The organism is Brevundimonas basaltis (assembly GCF_014202075.1).
Lineage (GTDB): Bacteria > Pseudomonadota > Alphaproteobacteria > Caulobacterales > Caulobacteraceae > Brevundimonas > Brevundimonas basaltis.
Genome location: NZ_JACHFZ010000004.1, coordinates 137417 through 156740, shown reverse-complemented (window position 1 = coordinate 156740; position 19324 = coordinate 137417). Strand labels below are relative to the sequence as shown.

Annotated in this window: 24 protein-coding genes; 17 read left to right on the top strand and 7 right to left on the bottom strand. The window is 69.0% G+C overall.

The genetic code is table 11. From position 1 onward, the window contains the following. Position 1 precedes the first annotated feature (1 nt). A complete protein-coding gene (gene bla, locus HNQ67_RS10460; protein WP_183255119.1) occupies positions 2–904 on the top strand; it encodes a class A beta-lactamase in 903 nt (300 codons plus the stop codon). A gap of 20 nt (positions 905–924) precedes the next feature. Then, positions 925–3018, top strand: coding sequence for a flagellar biosynthesis protein FlhA (gene flhA / locus HNQ67_RS10455; RefSeq protein WP_183255580.1), 2094 nt, complete (start codon positions 925–927; stop codon positions 3016–3018). Positions 3019–3027: 9 nt separating this feature from the next. Here the strand turns inward: flhA and HNQ67_RS10450 are convergent, their stop codons facing one another. Continuing rightward, on the bottom strand, positions 3028–3735 hold the full coding sequence (locus HNQ67_RS10450) for a hypothetical protein (protein WP_183255117.1): 708 nt from the start codon (positions 3733–3735) through the stop codon (positions 3028–3030). A 114-nt stretch (positions 3736–3849) separates the two neighbouring features. On the opposite strand from HNQ67_RS10450, the gene HNQ67_RS13655 reads away from it, so the two are divergent. From HNQ67_RS13655 to HNQ67_RS10435, 3 genes are all read left to right on the top strand, one after another. After that, positions 3850–5223, top strand: a complete 1374-nt coding sequence (locus HNQ67_RS13655) for a sensor histidine kinase (RefSeq protein ID WP_246347550.1) — start codon at positions 3850–3852, stop codon at positions 5221–5223. Positions 5224–5247: 24 nt separating this feature from the next. Then, positions 5248–5691: an NUDIX domain-containing protein gene (locus tag HNQ67_RS10440; protein WP_183255116.1), complete on the top strand. Its 444-nt coding sequence runs from the start codon at positions 5248–5250 to the stop codon at positions 5689–5691. A gap of 126 nt (positions 5692–5817) precedes the next feature. After that, positions 5818–6003: a CsbD family protein gene (locus HNQ67_RS10435; protein ID WP_183255114.1), complete on the top strand. Its 186-nt coding sequence runs from the start codon at positions 5818–5820 to the stop codon at positions 6001–6003. 285 nt (positions 6004–6288) lie between these two features. Here HNQ67_RS10435 and HNQ67_RS10430 read toward each other — a convergent pair whose 3' ends face one another. The 6 genes from HNQ67_RS10430 to HNQ67_RS10405 all read right to left on the bottom strand — a co-directional run bounded on the left by HNQ67_RS10430 (position 6289) and on the right by HNQ67_RS10405 (position 9983). After that, positions 6289–6798, bottom strand: a complete 510-nt coding sequence (locus HNQ67_RS10430; protein ID WP_183255112.1) for a hypothetical protein — start codon at positions 6796–6798, stop codon at positions 6289–6291. A 35-nt stretch (positions 6799–6833) separates the two neighbouring features. Beyond that, entirely contained in the window at positions 6834–8012 is a 1179-nt protein-coding gene (locus tag HNQ67_RS10425) for a vWA domain-containing protein (protein ID WP_183255110.1), read from the bottom strand. Continuing rightward, positions 8012–8344 (bottom strand): HepT-like ribonuclease domain-containing protein, encoded by a 333-nt coding sequence (locus HNQ67_RS10420; RefSeq protein ID WP_183255109.1) that lies wholly within the window; start codon positions 8342–8344, stop codon positions 8012–8014. Before HNQ67_RS10420 ends, HNQ67_RS10425 begins: the two co-directional genes overlap by 1 nt. Continuing rightward, positions 8334–8621, bottom strand: coding sequence for a nucleotidyltransferase family protein (locus HNQ67_RS10415; protein WP_183255107.1), 288 nt, complete (start codon positions 8619–8621; stop codon positions 8334–8336). The genes HNQ67_RS10420 and HNQ67_RS10415 overlap by 11 nt, the downstream gene beginning before the upstream one ends. Before the next feature lie 87 nt (positions 8622–8708). Then, positions 8709–9356, bottom strand: coding sequence for a hypothetical protein (locus HNQ67_RS10410; RefSeq protein ID WP_183255105.1), 648 nt, complete (start codon positions 9354–9356; stop codon positions 8709–8711). 96 nt (positions 9357–9452) lie between these two features. Then, a complete protein-coding gene (locus tag HNQ67_RS10405) occupies positions 9453–9983 on the bottom strand; it encodes a GNAT family N-acetyltransferase (RefSeq protein ID WP_183255103.1) in 531 nt (176 codons plus the stop codon). Between the two features lie 63 nt (positions 9984–10046). On the opposite strand from HNQ67_RS10405, the gene HNQ67_RS10400 reads away from it, so the two are divergent. The 12 genes from HNQ67_RS10400 to HNQ67_RS10345 all read left to right on the top strand — a co-directional run bounded on the left by HNQ67_RS10400 (position 10047) and on the right by HNQ67_RS10345 (position 19292). Next, positions 10047–10967 (top strand): arginase family protein, encoded by a 921-nt coding sequence (locus tag HNQ67_RS10400; protein ID WP_183255101.1) that lies wholly within the window; start codon positions 10047–10049, stop codon positions 10965–10967. A 36-nt stretch (positions 10968–11003) separates the two neighbouring features. Further along, the gene (locus HNQ67_RS10395; RefSeq protein ID WP_183255099.1) at positions 11004–11657 is read left to right on the top strand and encodes a histidine phosphatase family protein; all 654 of its coding nucleotides are present in this window, start codon (positions 11004–11006) and stop codon (positions 11655–11657) included. A 49-nt stretch (positions 11658–11706) separates the two neighbouring features. Then, complete coding sequence (locus HNQ67_RS10390) at positions 11707–11958, top strand: exodeoxyribonuclease VII small subunit (protein ID WP_183255097.1); 252 nt, start codon at positions 11707–11709, stop codon at positions 11956–11958. Then, positions 11958–12326 (top strand): tRNA-binding protein, encoded by a 369-nt coding sequence (locus HNQ67_RS10385; RefSeq protein ID WP_183255096.1) that lies wholly within the window; start codon positions 11958–11960, stop codon positions 12324–12326. Before HNQ67_RS10390 ends, HNQ67_RS10385 begins: the two co-directional genes overlap by 1 nt. Before the next feature lie 35 nt (positions 12327–12361). Then, on the top strand, positions 12362–13231 hold the full coding sequence (locus tag HNQ67_RS10380; RefSeq protein ID WP_183255575.1) for a farnesyl diphosphate synthase: 870 nt from the start codon (positions 12362–12364) through the stop codon (positions 13229–13231). A 129-nt stretch (positions 13232–13360) separates the two neighbouring features. After that, positions 13361–15271, top strand: a complete 1911-nt coding sequence (dxs, locus tag HNQ67_RS10375) for a 1-deoxy-D-xylulose-5-phosphate synthase (protein ID WP_183255094.1) — start codon at positions 13361–13363, stop codon at positions 15269–15271. Positions 15272–15339: 68 nt separating this feature from the next. Beyond that, positions 15340–15693 (top strand): hypothetical protein, encoded by a 354-nt coding sequence (locus HNQ67_RS10370; protein WP_183255093.1) that lies wholly within the window; start codon positions 15340–15342, stop codon positions 15691–15693. 992 nt (positions 15694–16685) lie between these two features. Then, on the top strand, positions 16686–17048 hold the full coding sequence (locus HNQ67_RS10365; protein ID WP_183255091.1) for an AtpZ/AtpI family protein: 363 nt from the start codon (positions 16686–16688) through the stop codon (positions 17046–17048). A 7-nt stretch (positions 17049–17055) separates the two neighbouring features. Beyond that, positions 17056–17838 carry a F0F1 ATP synthase subunit A gene (locus HNQ67_RS10360; protein ID WP_183255089.1) on the top strand — a complete coding sequence of 261 codons (783 nt, stop codon included), beginning with the start codon at positions 17056–17058 and terminating at the stop codon, positions 17836–17838. A 51-nt stretch (positions 17839–17889) separates the two neighbouring features. Beyond that, complete coding sequence (locus HNQ67_RS10355) at positions 17890–18114, top strand: F0F1 ATP synthase subunit C (RefSeq protein ID WP_183255088.1); 225 nt, start codon at positions 17890–17892, stop codon at positions 18112–18114. A gap of 72 nt (positions 18115–18186) precedes the next feature. Beyond that, a complete protein-coding gene (locus HNQ67_RS10350) occupies positions 18187–18780 on the top strand; it encodes a F0F1 ATP synthase subunit B family protein (protein WP_183255086.1) in 594 nt (197 codons plus the stop codon). Further along, on the top strand, positions 18780–19292 hold the full coding sequence (locus HNQ67_RS10345) for a F0F1 ATP synthase subunit B (RefSeq protein WP_183255084.1): 513 nt from the start codon (positions 18780–18782) through the stop codon (positions 19290–19292). The genes HNQ67_RS10350 and HNQ67_RS10345 overlap by 1 nt, the downstream gene beginning before the upstream one ends. The last annotated feature ends 32 nt before the right edge of the window (positions 19293–19324 follow it).

Genomic DNA, 19324 nt, shown 5'->3' with positions numbered 1-19324 from the left:
CATGATCCGCGCGGACCGCAGAAGCGTCCTGACCGGCATGGGTGCGCTCGCGCTGGCAGGATGCGACCTCGCGCCTGCCTCGCCCGTTTCGGAGGTCCGTCAGACCCCCGGGGCGTGGGAGGTGGATCTCAGCGCTCTGGAAGCCGCCGACGGGGGCCGCATCGGTCTGCAGGCATCCGACTGGAATATGGCGTTTTGGCGCGCCCACGAGCGCTTCAACTACTGCTCGACGTTCAAGACCTTCCTCGCGACGGCCACACTGGAACGCGTTCAACGCGGCGAGGAACGGCTCGACCGCGCTATCCCAATCACCGCCGCCGACATGGTCTCCCACGCGCCGGTCACCGAGCCCGCCATCGGCTCGACGTTGACGATCGAACAGCTGTGCAAGGGAACGGTCGAAATCAGCGACAATCCGGCCGCCAACATTCTGATCCGCGAGCTTGGGGGCATCGACGCCTTTCGCGCCTGGTACCGGTCGATTGGCGACCAGAGCACCACCGTCGACCGGCTTGAGCCGATGATGAACCGCAAGGACGGCGACAAGGACACGATCACGCCGTCCCAGGCGGTCGCCAATCTGGGCCGTGTATTTGGCGCTGGCGTCATGGAGCCGCGACTCGAAGAGCCGATGCTGACGCGCCTGCGTCGCTGGATGATCGACAGCCCGACCGGCGCGAACCGGATCAAGGGCGGAGTTCCGTCCGGCTGGACCGTCGCCCACAAGACGGGGACGGGTGGAACCGGTCAGACCAACGACATCGGCGTCATCAACCCGCCTTCGGGCGACCCGATCCACATCGCAATCTACTACGACGCGCCCTCCGACCTCTCCGCAAGCCGCCGCGACGCCGTAATTGCTGAGGCCACGCGTCTCGCGCTGAAGACGCTCGGCCGCGCATGACCGACGTTCCCGCCTCCACCATGATGAAGGACGGCATGGCCCGTCCGACCGGCCGCGACATGATGGGCTGGGTCGCGCGCGGCGAGGTCGGCATGGCCGTCGGCGTCATCGGCGTCATCCTGCTGCTGATCCTGCCCATCCCCGCCTTCCTGATGGACGTGCTGCTGGCGATCTCGCTGGTCTCCAGCGTGCTGATCCTGATGACCGCGGTGATGATGAAGAAGCCGCTGGACTTCGCCATCTTCCCGACCGTCCTGCTGGTCTCGACCCTGTTCCGCCTCGGCCTGAACCTCGCCTCGACCCGGCTGGTTCTGACCCATGGCAACGAGGGCACGGGCGGCGCCGGTCAGGTCATCGAGGCCTTCGGGGCCCTGATGATGGGCGGCAGCTTCATCATCGGCATCATCATCTTCGCCATCATCCTGGTGGTGAATTTCGTGGTCATCACCAAGGGTTCGACCCGCATCGCCGAGGTTTCGGCCCGCTTCACCCTCGACTCCATGCCGGGCAAGCAGATGGCCATCGACGCCGACCTGTCCTCGGGTCTGGTCGACGAGGAGGGGGCCAAGCGCCGGCGCAAGGAGCTGGAGCAGGAATCGACCTTCTTCGGGGCCATGGACGGTGCCTCGAAATTCGTCCGCGGCGACGCCGTCGCTGGCCTGATCATCGTCTTCATCAACGTCATCGGCGGCATTCTGATCGGCGTCGTCCAGCACCAGATGCCGATCGGCGAAGCGGCCAACGCCTACGTCACCCTGACCATCGGCGACGGTCTGGTGACCCAGGTCCCGGCCATCATCATCTCGATCGCCGCCGGCTTCCTCGTGTCCAAGGCGGGCGTCGAGGGCACGGCAGACAAGGCCCTCGTCGCCCAGCTGGCCACCAACCCCGTCAGCCTCGGCGTCGTCTCCGGCGCCGCCGGCCTGATCGGCCTGATCCCCGGCATGCCGCTGCTGCCCTTCGCCGCCCTCGCCATCGGGACCGGCTTCATGGCCTGGCGCCTCGGCCGTCAGCGGCTCAGGCCCCAGCCGTCCGAAGCCGATCTGACCGCCGCCGCCGCCAGCCCCAAGGAAGACGTCGAGGAGCCGATCGGCACCGCCCTGACCATCGACGAGGTCAAGATCGAGCTCGGTTATTCCTTGCTGTCGCTGATCAATGATCTCGAGGGCCGCCGCCTGACCGATCAGGTCCGGGCCCTGCGCCGTTCGCTGGCCCAGGAGTACGGCTTCGTCATGCCATCGGTGCGCATCCTCGACAACATGCGCCTCGGCACCCAGGGCTACGCCATCCGCATCAAGGAGATGGAGGCCGGCTCGGGCGAGGTCCGTCTCGGCTCGTTGATGGCCATGGATCCCGCCGGGCGCCAGGTCGAGCTGCCCGGCGAACACACCAAGGAGCCCGCCTTCGGCCTGCCCGCCACCTGGATCGACGAGAGCCTGCGCGAGGAGGCCACCTTCCGGGGCTACACCATCGTCGACCCGTCGACGGTGCTGACCACCCATTTGACCGAAATCCTCAAGGAGAACATGGCCGAACTGCTCTCCTACGCCGAGGTCCAGAAGCTGCTGCGTGAGCTGGGGCCGGAAGAGAAGAAGCTGGTCGAGGAGCTGATCCCCACGGTCGTCACCGTCACCACCCTGCAGCGCGTGCTCCAGTCGTTGCTGCGCGAGAAGGTCTCGATCCGCGATCTCGGGGCCATCCTCGAGGGTCTGGCCGAGGCGGCGCCGCACACCTCGTCGGTGACCTCGCTGGTCGAACACGTCCGTTCGCGGCTGGCGCGTCAGCTGTGCTGGCAGCACAAGGGCGACGACGGCGCCTTGCCCATCGTCACCCTGTCGCCCGATTGGGAGCAGGCCTTCGCCGAGGCCCTGGTGGGGCAGGGCGAGGACAAGCAGCTGGCCATGGCCCCGTCACGGTTGCAGGACTTCATTCGCGCCGTTCGCGACGTGTTCGAGCGCGCCGCCATGTCCGGCGATACGGCCGTCCTGCTGACCGGCCCGCAGGTCCGCCCCTACGTCCGCTCGATCATCGAACGCTTCCGCGGCCAGACCGTCGTCATGAGCCAGAACGAGGTCCACCCCAAGGCGCGTCTGCGGACCATCGGGACGGTCTGATCCCCAAGTCTACGGCTGCGTCCAGCCGCCCGCCGAGGCCGCCCGCGCCGCATCGTTGGCGGGGCGGGCGATCAGGCCGGACTGGGTGATCCACACCTCATACTTCGCCCCGTCGGCCATCGGCATATAGGCGCCGCCGCCGTACAGGGTGTCGACCGCATCGACGCGGCCCCGGTATTTCCGCGCCATGTCCCAGGCGCTGACCTTCCAGGGCAGCCAGTCGGGCGTGGCGTCGCCGCCGGTCAGCGGATGCACGCTGCGCGCCCCGGCGATCTCCTGCTCGATCGAGCTGTAGCGCCCCGACAGCCGGTCCAGCCGGTACTGGGTGTTCAGGCCGAGCACATTGGCCCACGGCTTCCATTTCAGGACCTGGGCCTCGATCCGCCATTCGTCGCCGTGCAGGGGATACAGGTCGCTGACAGCCGGGGCGTCCTCGCCGGAGCCGGGCTGCATCACCGTGGCCTCGAAGTACTGCGGGCCGAGCTGGCGGGTCTCTATGGTCGCCACGGGCCGCTCATAGGTCAGGCGGGAATAGGTCTGCACATCCAGGCCCAGCAGGGCCGCGATCATGGCCGCCGCGAGAAAGCCGGCGCCGCCGACGCCGCCCAGAAGACCGCCGAAAAACCGCCCCCTGAACAGCGCCGCGACGCCGCGAAACAGCAGCACCAGCCCGATGAGCCCGACCAGCGCCGGCGCGATCCACCACCACCAAACCATATTTCTGCTCCCACCCGTGTCTCGACGACCTTTACCTTAATTCCGCAAAACGGGGACGGTTTCCCCCCTCACGCGACTGGACAGGGCAAAACGCGCCGCTAATGCTCGCGCCCGATGTTTTCGGCCGTTCGCCCGTCCCTGCCCGCCCTGCTCCGGTTCGCGCGGACGCCCAGCATCGGGCGCTCCATCGTCGCCCTGCTGACCGGCGCCATCCTGCTGCTGCTGGCGGCGAACGTGACCACCTTCGTCATGATCCAGCGCACCGCCGACCTGAGCGAGCAGGTCGAGCGCTCGCAGCAGGTCCGCCGCGCCGCTGGCGTGCTGCTGCTCTCCCTGGTCGACGCCGAGACCGGGCAGAGGGGGTTCCTGCTGTCCGGCGATCCCGCCTTCCTCGCCCCCTACAACGGCGCCGCCACCTCCGTTCCGGACCAGATGGACGAACTGGAGCGGCTGACCGCCGACGACCCCCAGCTGGAGGCGCAGGTCTCCGTCATGCTCGAGGCAGCGCGCGACAAGCTGGCGGAACTGGAGCGGTCGGTCACCCTGTCCCGCACCGGGCGCACCGGCGAGGCCGTCCAGCTGGTCCGTTCGGGCCGGGGTCAGGAGCTGATGACCACCATCCGAGCCGGGATCGGCGCCGTCGACGAAATCGAGATGGTCCGGCTCGACTCCCGTTCGCGTCAGTCGGAGCACGGCTCGCGCCTGACCCTGTGGGCCAACGCCCTCAGCGGACTGCTGGTGCTGGTGTTGGCCGGGATCATGGTCTGGCTGGTGCGCCGCTACATCGGCGAGATCCAACTCGCCCGCGACACCCTCGACCGGATGAACGCCGGGCTCGAGACCCAGGTCCGCGACCGCACCGCCCAGCTGACCCTCGCCCGCGACCGCGCGGAGGCCATGCTGCGCGAGGTCAACCACCGCGTCGGCAACTCCCTGCAGCTGGTCTCCAGCTTCATGTCGATGCAGCAGCGCCATCTGGCGGACGACGGGGCCCGGTCCGCGCTCAAGGAGTCCCAGGCCCGGATCGAGGCCGTGGCCCATGTCCACCGCCGCCTCTACACCTCCGACGACATGTCTTCGGTGGCCATGGACGACTATCTCGAAGGCCTGATCGCCGAGCTCGGCAAGTCTCTCGCCCCGGGGGCCGGATCGCCGACCCTGACCCTGAAGGCGCAGCCCCTGGCGGTCTCGACCGACCAGGCCGTGTCGATCGGGGTCATCGTCACCGAGCTGGTCACCAACGCGGTCAAGTACGCCTACGGCCCGGAACAGGGCGGCGAAATTCGCATCGTCCTCGAGCCCGACCCCGACAACGGCCGGGCCCTGCTGACGGTCGAGGACGACGGCCCCGGCCTCGGCGACGCCAAACCGAAGGGCACCGGCCTCGGCGGCAAGATCATCACCGCCATGGCTTCCGGTCTGCGCTCGAAGGTCGAATACGATCCGGCCCACCCGGGCGTGCGCGCCCGGCTCGCATTCGACCTCTGACCGTCGCGCGCCGGAGTCCCGACCATGCTTCAATTCGGCCAGCCCGACCCCGGCCTCGATTACGCCGCCCGGCCCACCGCGTTCGGTCTCGTCTTCCATGACGGCAAGCTGGCCTGCGTCCGGGTCGACCGCGGCGAGGGCAGCTATTTCGACCTGCCCGGCGGCGCGCTCGACGGCGACGAGACCGAGGAACAGGCCCTGACCCGCGAATTCGTCGAGGAGACGGGCATGACGGTTCGCCCCGGCCGGAGGATCGCCGAGGCGGCCCAGTATTTTCGCAGGTCGGACGGGACCCCGGTCAACAACATCGCCGGCTTCTGGGTCGCCGAGCGGCTGTCGCTCGACCCCGCCGCCAGGGTCGAGGCAGACCACGAACTGGTCTGGCTGGAACCGCACACGGCCCTGAACGAACTGCGCCACGACGCCCATGCCTGGGCTGTGGCGGTGTGGCTTCGGCGCGGGCGCTGAAGCCGGTCGCGGCCCGGCGCCGCGATCGTGACCAAGCCATTGACCCCGCAAGGGAACGTCCGGCCCGCCCAATGGTTGATTCCCCATGCGCGGCCGCTCCCGCCGCGAGCTTCAGGAGATTCACAGATGCCCCATCATGATCGAGTTGAAGGCGCTGCCAAGAACATGGGCGGCAAGGCCAAGGAAGCGGCCGGCGACCTCACCGGCGATGAAAAGCTGAAGGCCGAAGGCAAGGCCGATCAGGTCGAAGGCAAGGTCCAGAACACGGTCGGCGGCATGAAGGACAGCCTCCGCGACGACAAGCGGCACTAATCCGCTTTACAACAACCGACGCCGCGCTCCCTCCCCGGGGCGCGGCGTTTGCCTGTCTGCCAGGTCCAATCGATCTTCAGCGCTGCTGAGGTCCCCCCAACTACCGTCATTCCGGGGCCGCGTAGCGGAACCCGGAACCCAGGAGTTTTGGCTCGGGCTCTGGAAGCAGCTTTGGGACCGGGAGGCGATCCCCTGGGTTCCGGGTTCCGAGACGGGCTCACGCCCGCCACAGCCCCGGAATGACGGGGAAGGTCGAGCGCCACGGAGCCTGAATGTCGATGCGTCCTAGTCGTCGCCGCCCAGCCGGATGCGCAGCCCGTCGTCCGCCGGCTTGCTGCCGTCGGCGGGCCGGCATTCTTCGGTCCAGACCACGCCGCCCTCGGGCTGGACGCGCGGCCGCGTCTCGCAGGCCCGGTCGACCAGCCGCGGACCGCCAGGCGCCGCCCGGCTCGGCGCGCCGCACTGCAAGGCGTAGCGGTCGCCCGCCGCCTCCTGCCGGCACTGCTCCGCGGCCGCGCCGCCGGCCAGCCCGGGCGGCAGGTCGGCGCCGAGATCGAGCGCCAGCGCCGTACGGACGCGCGCCTGACAGGCCTCCAGGCTCTCGTTCGCCTTGCGCATCAGGGGGCTGCACTCGGACCGCTCGTAACCGTAAGGGTCGGCCCGGGCCCAGTCGGGCAGGGCGGGCGCGGCCGGCGTCTCGGCGATGATCGGCTGCGGCGCGGCGGCTTCCCGCCACACCACCGGCCCGGTGGCGGCCTGCTGCAGGACCATGGCGACGGCGACGGCGGCGAGCATGACGGACCTCCTGAAACCAGCCCGTGCAGACTAACCTATTTGGCGAGCGCCCGCATCGCCTTCTCCAGACCGTCCAGCGTCAACGGGTACATCCGCTCATCGACCAGTTCGCGGATCATCCCCACCGAGGCGGAATAGCCCCAGTAGCGCTCGGGCGACGGGTTCAGCCAGGCGACCTTGTCCCACTGCTGCGTGGCCCGCTTCATCCAGACGGCCCCGGCCTCCTCGTTCCAGTGCTCGACCGAGCCTCCGGGCATGGTGACCTCATAGGGGCTCATGGTGGCGTCGCCGACGAAGATGGCGCGCCAGTCGCCCGGATATTTGTGCAGCAGCTCCCAGGTCGGGATCTTCTCGCTGTGCCGGCGCCGGTTGTCCTTCCACACACCCTCGTAGAGGCAGTTGTGGAAGTAGAAGAATTCCAGATGCTTGAACTCGGTTTTCGCGGCCGAGAACAGCTCCTCGCACATCTTCACATGGGCATCCATCGAGCCGCCGATGTCGAGGAACAGCAGCACCTTGATCGTATTGCGCCGCTCGGGCCGCATATGGATGTCGAGCCAGCCCTGCCGCGCCGTGCCGTCGATGGTGGCGTCCATGTCCAGCTCGTCCGGAGCGCCCTGGCGCGCGAACCGGCGCAGCCGGCGCAGCGCCACCTTGATGTTGCGCGTGCCCAGTTCGACCTGGTCGTCGAGGTTCCGGTATTCGCGCTTCTCCCACACCTTCACGGCGCGGCCGTGCCGCCCGGGCCCGCCGATGCGCACACCCTCGGGATTGTAGCCGCCGTGGCCGAAGGGGCTGGTCCCCCCGGTGCCGATCCAGCGGTTGCCACCCTCGTGCCGACCCTGCTGCTCCTCCAGACGCTGCCTCAGCGTCTCCATCAGCTTGTCGAACCCGCCCAGCGCCTCGATCTGCGCCTTCTCCTCGTCGGTCAGGAACTTCTCGGTCAGCAGCTTCAGCCAGTCCTCGGGGATGTCGGTGGTCAGATCCTCGCCCGCCCCGACGGTCTCGACGCCGGCGAACACCTTGCCGAACACCTGATCGAAGCGGTCGTAATGCTTCTCGTCCTTGACCAGCACCGCCCGCGACAGATGGTAGAAATCCTCCACCCGCCGCCCGGCCACGTCCCCGTCCATGGCCTCCATCAGATGCAGCCATTCCTTCATCGACACGGGCACTTTCGCGTCGCGCAGGGCGGTGAAGAAGGGGAGGAGCATCAGAGGCTGTCCAGCGCTTTCGTCAGCGCGGGAACATCGCCGGTCGCCACAGCCCAGAGGATACGCGTGTCCGCTGACGGGTAATCGTGCGCCAATCGGTGCCGCAAACTGACCATCCCACGCCAATCGACTTGGGGAAGGCGGGTCTTGACGCTTTCTGGAAGATGCGAAGCCGCCTCCCCAATCATTAGCAGGCGGAAGGCCGTCGCGTCCCGGCGCATGGTGTCTGCGTGGAAATCGGTCAGCTCCATGCCATGGATGTAGCTCTCAATCAGCCGGATGCAGTCCCGGATCTCGGCGAGGAGCGCGAATTCGAAACGATCAGACCGCAATGCAGTCTCTCAGGGCTGTCGCGCGCATATAAGGGTTCCGCAGGGCGTCGTCCGTGACGAGGTCCACTTCACGGCCCAGTTCGTCCTCCAGTTCGTCCGCCAGACTGAAGAACCGCAGCCCGAGCGGCTTGCCCAGATCCACCAGCAGATCCACGTCGCTGTCCGGTCCCGCCTCGTCACGCGCGTAGCTGCCGAACAGGCGCACGTTGACGATGCCCTGCTCCTCGAGCCAGGGCTTCAGGTCGCGCAGCTTGGCCAGCAGTTCATCGCGGGTCATGGCCCAACATAGCGCGTCCGCCCCGTAATCGGAACGGGCGTCGACAACCGCTCCCGAGCCCGCGCCCCCAGCCGCCGCGTTCGCCGGTCAGTCCTTGGGCCGCTCGATCAATGCGGCCTCGAACAGGACGCCCGCGACCAGGGCCACGCCCATGGGCTCGTCGTAGGGACCCGTGGCGCGGGCCTTGAAGCTCCACTCGCCGCGGTGCGAAACAAGGACCATGGTCAGCTTCTGACCGCCGTCCAGCTCGACCTTGTAGGCCGCGCTCGATGTCGGCGGCTGACCTTCCAGGGTCATCGATGGCAGGCCCGCGGTATAGGGTTCGGCGTTCGGCCAGCGGTTCTCGATCGCCTGCCGCGCGCCGGCCAGAACCGCCGCCTGGCTGGGCATCGGCCGATGGCGGGTCGCATAGAGGGTGGGGTCGATATCCGTGGCCTCGTCCAGCGAAATGCAGCCGACGTCGTCGCCGCGCGGCGTTCCGGGGAAGATGTGAATCCGGTCTTCCGGACCGCCGTCGAAACTGCAGGTCATGCCGCTGGCGACGTGGGTCGCGCGGGCCAGGCCGTCGTCCCGGGTCGCATTGACGAAGATGCCGGCCGCGTCGGCGTCGGCGATCAGCCGGTCGGCGCGCGCCCTGGACTCGGCGATCTCCTGCGGCGTCGCCTTCGGCTCCTGAGCCGCCGCGACCCCCGTCGCCAGCAGCCAGATCGCCGTCCCCATGATGATCCGCTTCATCGTCGTCTCCCCCGTTGCCCTCACGACGGTTCGCGACGGTCGGGCGATCAAGTCACGGTTGCCCGGTTTCGTCCACCCGGCGTCAGCTTCGGTCAGTCAGCCGCGCCTCAGGATGAACTCGTCGTCCAGCCAGGCGCCCACCGGGTACTGATACTCGCCCGCCTTCTCGAACCCGTACGCCGCATACAGCCTTTGCGCCTTCAGATTGCCGCTCCACACGCCGATCCACAGCGGCCCGTCGCTGTGGGCCTCCATCCACGCCAGCGCCACGGCCAGCAGCTTGGTCCCGAGACCCAGCCCCTGCGCCGCCTTCGCCACATACAGCCGCCGCAGTTCGGCATGGCCGGAACGGGCCTCCGGATGGGGCAGGGTGTTGGGCCCGGCGTTGGCGAAGGCCAGCAGGTCGCCGTTCGCCGCTTCCGCTACCCACCACGCTGCGCCCGGTTCCCGGAGCTTCGTCCGGATCGTCTCGGGGCTGAAGCTGGCGTCGAGGAAGGCGGTCAGGTCGTCGGCGGGGTAGGGGATGCCGAACCTCTCCACGAAGGTGTCGACGAAGGTCTCCCGGCCCAGCGCGCCCAAGGCTTCGGCGTCGGCCTCGACGGCGGGGCGGATCACGGCTTCGGTCATCCCCGGCGCCTACAGGCTCGATCCGGGCGCGACAAGTGCGGCGCGCGCGCCTATCCTCGCTTCGTGAGCGTCGCCCTCTTCACCCACCCCGACATGATCGAGCACCGGCCCGGCGCCGGCCACCCGGAGCGGCCGGAGCGGCTGCGCGCGGTGCTCGATGCGCTCGACGACGCCGGTCTGTCGCGCGACGGCCGCGCCGCGACCGAGGCCTCGGTCGCCGACCTCGAGCGCCTGCACCCGTCGGACTACGTCGCCCGTCTGCTCAACGCCTCTCCCCGCGACGGCCTGAATCAGCTCGACGCCGACACCATCCTGTCGCCCGGCAGCGTCCGCGCCGCCCGTCTCGCCGGCGGCGCCGTGATCGACGCCGTCCGCGCCGTGGCCCGGGGCGAGACCGCCCGCGCCTTCGCCGCCGTGCGCCCGCCCGGCCACCACGCCGAGCCGGATCGCGCCATGGGCTTCTGCCTGTTTTCCAACGTCGCCGTCGCCGCCCGCGTGGCCCAGGCCGAGGGCATGGCCCGCGTCGCCGTGATCGATTTCGACGTCCACCACGGCAACGGCACCCAGGCCGCCTTCGAGACGGATGGCAGCCTGTTTCTCGGCTCGATCCACCAGATGCCCCTCTATCCCGGCACCGGCGCCGCCTCCGAGACCGGGGTCGGCAACATCGTCAACGTCCCGGTCGGTCCTCACGCGGCCCGCGAGGCATGGCGCGCGGCCTTCGCCGACGGCCTGATGCCCGCCCTCGAATCGTTCCGGCCCGACCTCATTCTGATCTCGGCTGGATTTGACGCCCACCGCCGCGATCCGCTGGCGCACCAGAGCCTTGAGGCCGGGGACTTCGCCTGGGCGACCCGCGCCGTGGTCGAGGTCGCGCGATCGTGCTGCGCCGGCAAGGTTGTTTCCTCGCTCGAGGGCGGCTACGACCTGGAAGGGCTTGGTCGTTCGGCGGCCGCCCATGTCCAGGCTTTGGGGGAGGACTAGGGGGCCGGATCGCAATCGCTGTTCCGCCCGTCGCTCATGTCAGCTCCCGCCCGAGAACCCTCCGTCGATCAGGCCGCTCCGGCGCCCGTGCAGCGCCCTGCCGCGCTCGTCGCCGTCCGGCCCGGCGCCATTATCCTGGCCCGCCACGGCGAGCCGGCCCTGTCACGCAAATGCCTGCTCACCTCCGACCAGTACCGCGACTGGTGGGCGAAGTATGAGGTGGGCGGCCTGCGCGCCGGCCAGACCCCGCCGCCCGAACTGCTGGCCACGGCCGAGGGCGCGGGCGCCATCTACGCCTCGACCCGACCCCGCGCCCAGGAAACCGCCGCCGCCATCGCCGCCGGCCGGGAGGTCATGTCGGACGCCCTGTTCATCGAGGCGCCCCTGCCGCCGCCCCGCTTCCCGTCCTGGTTCAAGCTGCCGCCGAAATACTGGGGCGCGGTGGCCCGCATCTGGTGGCACGCCTTCAACCATCACGAGGGGCAGGAGACCCGCGCCGAGGCCGAGGTCCGCGCCGGACAGGCCGCCCAGGCCCTGATCGCCCGCGCCGAGTCGGGTCAGGACGTGCTGGTCCTCGCCCACGGCTATTTCAACCATATGGTCGGCCGCCGCCTGCGCGCCGACGGCTGGAAACTGGTTCAGAACCAGGGCTTCAGATACTGGTCCCAACGCCGCTACGAGCGCCGCTGACCCCCTTCCCCGTTGAAGCGCGCATCCGGCCCCTCTAGGGTCGCCGCCGATGACCGACGCCGCCGCCCCCCTTTCCGCCGACCTCAGCTTCGAGGACGCCCTGCAGCGCCTCGAACAGATCGTCTCCCGTCTCGAGTCCGGGCAGGCCCCGCTCGAGGAATCGATCTCGCTCTACGAGGAAGGCGCCCGCCTCAAGGCCCACTGCGAGGACCGGCTCAAGGCCGCCCAGCTGCGCGTCGAGAAGATCGTCGTCGGCCCCGACGGCCAGGCGAAGGGCGCCGAGCCGGCGGACTTCGGCTGATGTCCGGCCCGGCCGCCGCCGCGGGTCCGACCCCGACCATCGGCTTCGACGACTTCCTGAAGGTCGACATCCGCGTCGGGCAGGTGATTTCCGCCGATCCCTTCCCCGAGGCCCGCAAGCCGGCCTTCAAACTGACCATCGACTTCGGCCCGGAGATCGGTGTCAGGAAGTCCTCGGCCCAGATCACCGTCCACTACACGCCGGACCAGCTCGTCGGCCGCAAGGTCGCCGCCGTGGTCAACTTCCCGCCGCGCCAGATCGGCCCCTTCATGTCCGAGGTGCTGACCCTCGGCTTCCCCGATGCGGCGGGCGAGGTCGTCCTCGTCGGCGTCGACCGCGAGGTCCCGGTGGGCGGGAGGCTGTTCTGACCGTCCTCGCCGCCAACTCCCCGGAACAGAACGTCATCGACCGCGTGGCCGAGACCGCCGATCTCGTCACCGTAGCCCTCGACGAACTGCTGCCCCGCGCCGATGGTCCCGAATCGCGCCTGACCGAGGCCATGCGCTACGCCGCCCTCGGCCCCGGCAAGCGGCTGCGGCCCTTCTTCGCGCTCGAAGCGGCCAATCTGTTCGACATCGAGGAGCGGCCGGTGCTGCGCGCCGCCTGCGCCCTCGAATGCGTCCACGCCTACAGCCTCGTCCACGACGACCTGCCGTGCATGGACGACGACGACATGCGTCGCGGCCGCCCGACCGTGCACCGCGCCTATGACGAGGCCACCGCCGTCCTCGCCGGCGACGCCCTGCAGACCGCCGCCTTCGACATCCTGCTGCACCCCGACACCCACGAGAGCCCGGCGGTGCGCTGCGAGCTCGCCGCCCGGCTGTCGCTGGCGTCCGGCGCGCGCGGCATGGCCGGCGGCCAGATGATCGACCTGCTCGGCGTGCGCGACGACCTCGGCGGCGTGGCCCGCATGCAGCGGCTCAAGACCGGCGCCCTGTTCAGCTATGCCTTCGAAATTCCGCTGATTATCGCCGACGCCCGCGATGTCCACCGCCAGGCCCTGACCAGCTTCGCCCACGACATCGGCCTCGCCTACCAGATCGTCGACGACCTGCTCGATGTCGAGGGCGACGAGGACATCCTCGGCAAGGCGGCGCGCAAGGACCACGCCCAGGGCAAGACCAATTTCGTCACCCTGCTGGGCCTCGACGCGGCGCGGCACAGGGTCGCGCACCTCGCCGACCAGGCCCGCGCCCATCTCGATGTGTTCGGCCCCGACGCCGACATCCTCAAGGCCAGCGTGGACTACGTTCTCCAGCGCCGGTCATAGCCCTGCTCCGTCATCGCAGGGCGCCAATCACCAACGCCTCAGGAATCCCTCACTGGCGTTCGCCGTGCTAGGCGTTCATGGAATAGCCTCCTCGTCCCGCCCGCTTCGGGCGCCGTTCAAGTTGCCTCGATGCCCGACACCCCGCTGCTCGACCAGGTCACGCTTCCCGCCGACACCCGGGATTTCGACATCCCGCAGCTGAAGCAGCTGGCCGACGAACTGCGCACCGAGACCATCGACGCCGTCTCGGTCACCGGCGGGCACCTCGGGGCGGGGTTGGGCGTGGTCGAGCTGACCGTCGCCATCCACCACGTCTTCGAGACGCCGAAGGACATCCTGATCTGGGACGTCGGTCATCAGTGCTATCCGCACAAGATCCTGACCGGCCGCCGCGACCGCATCCGCACCCTGCGCCAGCCCGGCGGCCTCTCCGGCTTCACCAAGCGTTCGGAGAGCGAATACGACCCGTTCGGCGCGGCCCACGCCTCGACCTCGATCAGCGCCGCGCTCGGCTTCGCCGCTGCCCGTGACCAGAAGGGCGAGAGCAACCGCGTCGTGGCCGTCATCGGCGACGGCTCGATGTCCGCCGGCATGGCCTATGAGGCGATGAACAACGCGGCCGAGACCACCCAGGGCCAGCTGATGGTCATTCTCAACGACAACGACATGTCGATCGCCCCGCCCGTCGGCGGCATGAGCGCCTATCTGGCCAAACAGGTCTCGGGCGGCGCCTATCGCAATTTCCGCCGCTTCGGGAAGTCGGTGGCCGAGCACCTGCCTCGCCCGTTCCGCAACGCCGCCCGCAAGGCCGAGGAATACGCCCGCGGCATGATCGTCGGCGGCACCTTCTTCGAGGAGCTGGGCTTCTACTACATCGGCCCGATCGACGGGCACGACATGGACAACCTCGTCCCCATCCTCAAGAACGCCGCCGCCATCACCGACCGCCCGGTGATCGTCCACGTCGTCACGCAAAAAGGTAAGGGCTACGCCCCCGCCGAATCCAGCGCCGACAAACTGCACGCGGTCGCCAAATTCGACGTCGTCTCGGGCAAGCAGTCCAAATCGGTCTCCAACGCCCCCAGCTACACCAAGGTGTTCGGGACCGAGCTGATCAAGCGGGCCGAACGCGATCCCACCATCGTCGCCATCACCGCCGCCATGCCGTCGGGCACCGGTCTGGATCTGTTCGGCCAGGCCTTCCCCGAACGCACCTACGACGTCGGCATCGCCGAACAACACGCCGTCACCTTCGCCGCCGGCCTCGCCGCCGACGGCATGAAGCCGGTTTGCGCCATCTATTCCACCTTCCTCCAGCGCGGCTATGACCAGGTCGTCCACGACGTCGCCATCCAGAAGCTGCCGGTCCGTTTCGCCATGGACCGGGCCGGTCTGGTCGGCGCCGACGGGGCCACCCACGCGGGCAGCTTCGACATCGGCTTCATGGGCGCCCTGCCGGGCATGGTGCTGATGGCCGCCGCCGACGAAGCTGAACTGGCGGCCATGATCGCCACCTCGCTCGAGATCGACGACCGGCCTTCGGCGTTCAGATATCCGCGCGGCGACGGCGTCGGCGTCGAAATCCCCGAACTTGCCGCGCCGCTTGAGATCGGCCGGGGCCGAATCGTGCGCGAGGGGACCGCTGTCGCCATCCTGTCGCTCGGCACCCGGCTGCAGGAATCGCTCAAGGCCGCCGAGGCCCTGGCCGCGCGCGGCGTCTCGGCCACGGTCGCCGACGCCCGCTTCGCCAAGCCGCTCGACGAGGACCTGATCCTGCGTCTGGCCCGCGAGCACGAATGCCTGATCACGGTGGAGGAGGGGGCCATGGGCGGCTTCGGCGGCTTCGTGCTGCAGATGCTGGCCGAGCGGGGCGCGCTCGACGCCGGCCTCAAGGTCCGCACCCTGCACCTGCCCGACGTCTTCCAGGATCAGGACGCGCCCGCCGCCATGTACGCCACGGCGGGCCTCAACGCCGACCATATCGCCGCCGCCGCGCTGCAGGCCCTCGGCGTCGAGGCCTCGCGCGCCGTCCGCGCCTGACGACGCCCACGCAACCGGACTCCCTCTACCGCCGTTCTGTCCCGGACGGGGTTCAGGGAGTACCGATTGTGAAAGTTCATGTTTTGCTGGCCGCCGTGATGATCTGCGGCGGCTGCGCCACGCAGCCCTCGGGCGACGCCGTGCCGGTGAACCGGGCCGGCGACGCCAATCTGACCTGCCGCCAGATCGCCGACGAGGCGGCCACGCTCAGCGAGCGTATGGGCGGAACGCCGACCGGCGGCGCGCTCGGCGGCGTGGCCCGGGCTGGCGCCGCGGCCCTGATCCCCGGGGCCGGACTGGTCATGGCCGGCGTCGACGCCCTCAAGGGTCCCGAGCGCGCCCGCCGCGAGGCCGACGAGAACCGCTGGCACTACCTCAACGGCCTCTACACCGCCCGCAACTGCCTCCAGGGCGGACGGTAGGCCCCGGCTGGCTGGTTCGTCACAACGACCACGACGAAGAGACGCCACAACGGACACGACGGGACCGCGCCCGCTTCGCCTTCGCGGGCCCTTGCCCGCAACCCATCGATTGCGTCTCCCTGACGGTCGCCGCGATCCCTCCGGCCCCGTCGTGTCCGTTGTGACCGTCGTTGTGCCCGTTGTGACGAACCTCGGCTCCCAAAGCCGCCGCCGACGCCATGTCGCTGTGCTGACTATTCCGGAAATTATAGTCGGGTTCAGCGGACGATCTCCCGTCTTTTCAGTCACATGGTCGAAACTAAAACCAATCTTCCATCCGCATAAACGGGCGGCTGTATGATCCTGGCTGTCCCGTCGCGGGGGAGGGCGTCTGGCGCCAGGGCCATCGCGTGCGGCGGGGTGTGATCGTTGCGGGACGCCGTACGGCTCTTCGGAGCCGCGCGGCGGAACCGGACCCTGCTGGAGGACGGGTTGCGCCCCCCTCCGCGCAGGCGAAGGAACTGTCCTCCGGGTTTGAAACGGAGGAGTCCGGGGGCCCTGGAGGCTCCCGCCCGTCCGGGCTTAGTTTCGAAAGGGCCTAAAGGCGAAACGGACCGGGTGCTGAAATTGGCGAAGCCCGGTCTCGCCTGTGATGCCCGCCCCGAAGCGCTCGGAGCCGCGATCACGGCGGAGCAAGGACGTTCAGCCGAAAACAGCACAGGCTCCCTACGGCGAAAGCACGGGAGCACCCATCACGGTTCCGGGCTGACGTCCGCGCGCCGCCGACCTCCCCACCTTTGCGCCGCCCGCGCCGCAAAGCGCAGACTCATGCCCCGAATCCGGCCCCGCGACAGCGACCGTTCGCCACGCCGCCAAATCTGGGAAACAAACGTGCGGAAAATCAACGATCTAATGCCGTTCCGCACCGCCTTGACCTGCGGAGGTCGCGCCTATAGGTTCCGCGCCGAATTCAGACCCCCTCCGGCATCCGTGCCGGAGTGCTGAGGCCGCCCATGTCAACCCCGCCGGAATCGCGTCAGGAGGCGATCGCTCGTCTCTCTAGGAGCGCATCTGATCTGGAGGCGCGCACGACCCGCCAGCTCTCTCACGAGGCGGCGGGCCAGAAGGCGGCGGGCCAGGCCTGGAAGATCATCGCCGACCTGTTCGGCGGCGTCTTCGTCGGCCTCGCGCTCGGCTTCGGGATCGACTACTTCGCCGGCACGACGCCGGTGGGAATCATCGGTGGAGTCCTTCTGGGTTTCGCCGTCTCGGTGTGGATGGCGTGGCGCACGGCGCAACGCCTGATGGCCGAGGCCAAACAGCATGGGGAGCCGCAGTCGGTTCCCTTCGACGACGACGAAGACCAGGGAGCCTGATCGCCCGATGGCCGATCCGCTACATCAGTTTCAGGTAAAGCCGCTGACGCCGGCCCTCGATTTCGGCGAGGTGACGCTGCCCGTCGTCGGCCAGGTGCATCTGGCCTTCACCAACTCGCACCTCGCCATGACCATCGGCTTCCTGCTCGTGGTCGGCTTCCTGACGTTGGTCACCTCGGGCGCCAAGGTGGTGCCGGGGCGGACCCAGGCGGTCGGAGAGACCCTTTTCGGCATGATCGACGGCCTGACCGACTCGATCATCGGCCATGACGGCAAGAAATATTTCCCGTTCGTCTTCACGGTCTTCACCTTCATCCTCGGCATGAACCTGCTGGGCATGTTCCTCAGCTTCACCGCCACCTCGCAGCTGGCCGTGACCGCCACCTTCGGCATGATCACCTTCCTGCTGGTCGTGATCATCGGCATCCGGAAGAACGGTCTTCGCTTCCTCAAGCTGTTCTGGCCCACGGGCGCGCCGCTGGTTATGCGTCCGATCGTCGGCCTGATCGAGTTCTTCTCCTTCCTGCTTCGCCCGTTGACCCTGACGCTTCGTCTGTTCGGCAACATGATGGGCGGGCACATCGCCCTAAAGGTCTTCGCCGGCTTCGTCGCCACGGCGGTGATCGGCGCCGCCGGCTGGTTCGGCGTGCTGATCTTCCCGCTGGCGCTGGGTATGACCATCGGCCTGACCGCGCTCGAGTTCCTCGTGGCCTTCCTTCAGGCCTTCGTCTTCGCCGTTCTGACCTGCATCTACCTCAATGATGTGGTCAACCTGGACCACGCCCACTAAGGGCTGCCCAGTTCCTTCCAACCAACCCAACCCAAACAGGATCTAGACACCATGGAAGCAGAAGCCGCCAAGCTCATCGGCGCCGGCATCGCGATGTCCGGCATGATCGGCGCCGGCATCGGCGTCGGCAACATCTTCGGCCAGTTCCTGGCGGGCGCCCTGCGCAACCCGTCGGCCGCCGGCTCGCAGATCGGCAACCTGTTCGTCGGCGCGGCCCTGGCCGAAGCCCTCGGCATCCTCGCCTTCGTCATGGGCATCCTGATCTGGATCTCGTAATCGGCTTCGGCGGCGCGGACCCGGTCCGCGCCGCCGGCTGACGACCTTCCAGACCTCTCCCTCAGGCGATCGATGACCGTTCAAGACACATCCGTGCCGTATGCCGACGCGCCCGCTCCGGTCGCGCTCGAGGACACGCACGCCACGACCGAGGCCGCCCACGGCGGCGAGCATGAGTCCGGCGGCCTGCCCCAGTTCGAATTCCAGCACTGGTTCGGTCAGATCGTCTATCTGATCTTCCTGTTCGCCATCCTCTACTGGCTGATCGCCAAGGTTTTCGCGCCGCGCATGCGCCGCGTCTTCGATGAGCGCGCCTCGACCATTTCGACCGCGGTCGAGACCGCCCGCCAGGTGCAGGCCGAGGCCGCGGGCCAGGCCGAGGCCGCCAAGGCCGAGGTCGAACAGGCCCGCGCCTCTTCCCGCGCCACCGCGGCCGCCGCCAAGGCCCGCGTCACCGACGAGGCCAACGCCCGCGCCGCGGCGGAAGAAGCCGTGGTCGCCGCTCGCATCGCCGAGGCCGAAACCGCCATCGGCAAGACCCGTGACGCCGCCATGACCAACGTCTCGGCGATCGCCTCCGACACCGCGGCGGCCATCGTCGAACGTCTCACCGGCAAGGGGCCGACGGCCGCCGAAGCCGCCGCCGCCGTGAAGGGCGCTGCCTGATGGAATTCTTCAATCCCCACCTCTACGACCTGTCGAACGCGGAACTTTGGGTCGCGGTCGGCCTGATCGCCTTCTTCGTCATCGTGGTTCTCGCCGGGGTGCCGAAGCTGGTCGCCGGCCAGCTCGACGCCAGGGCCGCCAGGATCCAGTCCGAGCTCGACGAGGCCGCCCGTCTGCGCGCTGAGGCCGAGGCCCTGCTGGCCCAGATTCGTCAGGAGAAGGCCGAGGCCGAGGCCCAGGCCGCCGCCATGCTCGAGGCCGCCGAGGCCGACGCCCGCGTCATGGAGGCCGAGGCCCGGGCGAAACTGGAAGAGACACTGAAGCGCCGTCAGGACCTGGCCGAGCGCCGCATCGCCCAGGCCGAGGTTCAGGCCACGGCCGAGGTCAAGGCCGCCGCGGCCGATCTCGCGGCCCGCGCCGCCGAGCAGATTCTCGCCGCCCGCTTGGCCGGCCAGAAGACCGATCCCCTGCTGGACGACGCCATCGCCCAGATCGGCTCGCGCCTCAACTAGGCCGTCGACCGGTCCGGAAACGACAAGGCCCC

Excerpts from the sequence above, each read along its gene's own strand:
- bla (WP_183255119.1), top strand. The coding sequence starts at position 2 with ATGATCCGCGCGGACCGCAGAAGCGTCCTGACCGGCATGGGTGCGCTC.
- flhA (WP_183255580.1), top strand. The coding sequence starts at position 925 with ATGATGAAGGACGGCATGGCCCGTCCGACCGGCCGCGACATGATGGGC.
- HNQ67_RS10450 (WP_183255117.1), bottom strand. The coding sequence starts at position 3,735 with ATGGTTTGGTGGTGGTGGATCGCGCCGGCGCTGGTCGGGCTCATCGGG.
- HNQ67_RS13655 (WP_246347550.1), top strand. The coding sequence starts at position 3,850 with ATGTTTTCGGCCGTTCGCCCGTCCCTGCCCGCCCTGCTCCGGTTCGCG.
- HNQ67_RS10440 (WP_183255116.1), top strand. The coding sequence starts at position 5,248 with ATGCTTCAATTCGGCCAGCCCGACCCCGGCCTCGATTACGCCGCCCGG.
- HNQ67_RS10435 (WP_183255114.1), top strand. The coding sequence starts at position 5,818 with ATGCCCCATCATGATCGAGTTGAAGGCGCTGCCAAGAACATGGGCGGC.
- HNQ67_RS10430 (WP_183255112.1), bottom strand. The coding sequence starts at position 6,798 with ATGCTCGCCGCCGTCGCCGTCGCCATGGTCCTGCAGCAGGCCGCCACC.
- HNQ67_RS10425 (WP_183255110.1), bottom strand. The coding sequence starts at position 8,012 with ATGCTCCTCCCCTTCTTCACCGCCCTGCGCGACGCGAAAGTGCCCGTG.
- HNQ67_RS10415 (WP_183255107.1), bottom strand. The coding sequence starts at position 8,621 with ATGACCCGCGATGAACTGCTGGCCAAGCTGCGCGACCTGAAGCCCTGG.
- HNQ67_RS10410 (WP_183255105.1), bottom strand. The coding sequence starts at position 9,356 with ATGAAGCGGATCATCATGGGGACGGCGATCTGGCTGCTGGCGACGGGG.
- HNQ67_RS10405 (WP_183255103.1), bottom strand. The coding sequence starts at position 9,983 with ATGACCGAAGCCGTGATCCGCCCCGCCGTCGAGGCCGACGCCGAAGCC.
- HNQ67_RS10395 (WP_183255099.1), top strand. The coding sequence starts at position 11,004 with ATGTCAGCTCCCGCCCGAGAACCCTCCGTCGATCAGGCCGCTCCGGCG.
- HNQ67_RS10390 (WP_183255097.1), top strand. The coding sequence starts at position 11,707 with ATGACCGACGCCGCCGCCCCCCTTTCCGCCGACCTCAGCTTCGAGGAC.
- HNQ67_RS10385 (WP_183255096.1), top strand. The coding sequence starts at position 11,958 with ATGTCCGGCCCGGCCGCCGCCGCGGGTCCGACCCCGACCATCGGCTTC.
- dxs (WP_183255094.1), top strand. The coding sequence starts at position 13,361 with ATGCCCGACACCCCGCTGCTCGACCAGGTCACGCTTCCCGCCGACACC.
- HNQ67_RS10365 (WP_183255091.1), top strand. The coding sequence starts at position 16,686 with ATGTCAACCCCGCCGGAATCGCGTCAGGAGGCGATCGCTCGTCTCTCT.
- HNQ67_RS10360 (WP_183255089.1), top strand. The coding sequence starts at position 17,056 with ATGGCCGATCCGCTACATCAGTTTCAGGTAAAGCCGCTGACGCCGGCC.
- HNQ67_RS10355 (WP_183255088.1), top strand. The coding sequence starts at position 17,890 with ATGGAAGCAGAAGCCGCCAAGCTCATCGGCGCCGGCATCGCGATGTCC.
- HNQ67_RS10350 (WP_183255086.1), top strand. The coding sequence starts at position 18,187 with ATGACCGTTCAAGACACATCCGTGCCGTATGCCGACGCGCCCGCTCCG.
- HNQ67_RS10345 (WP_183255084.1), top strand. The coding sequence starts at position 18,780 with ATGGAATTCTTCAATCCCCACCTCTACGACCTGTCGAACGCGGAACTT.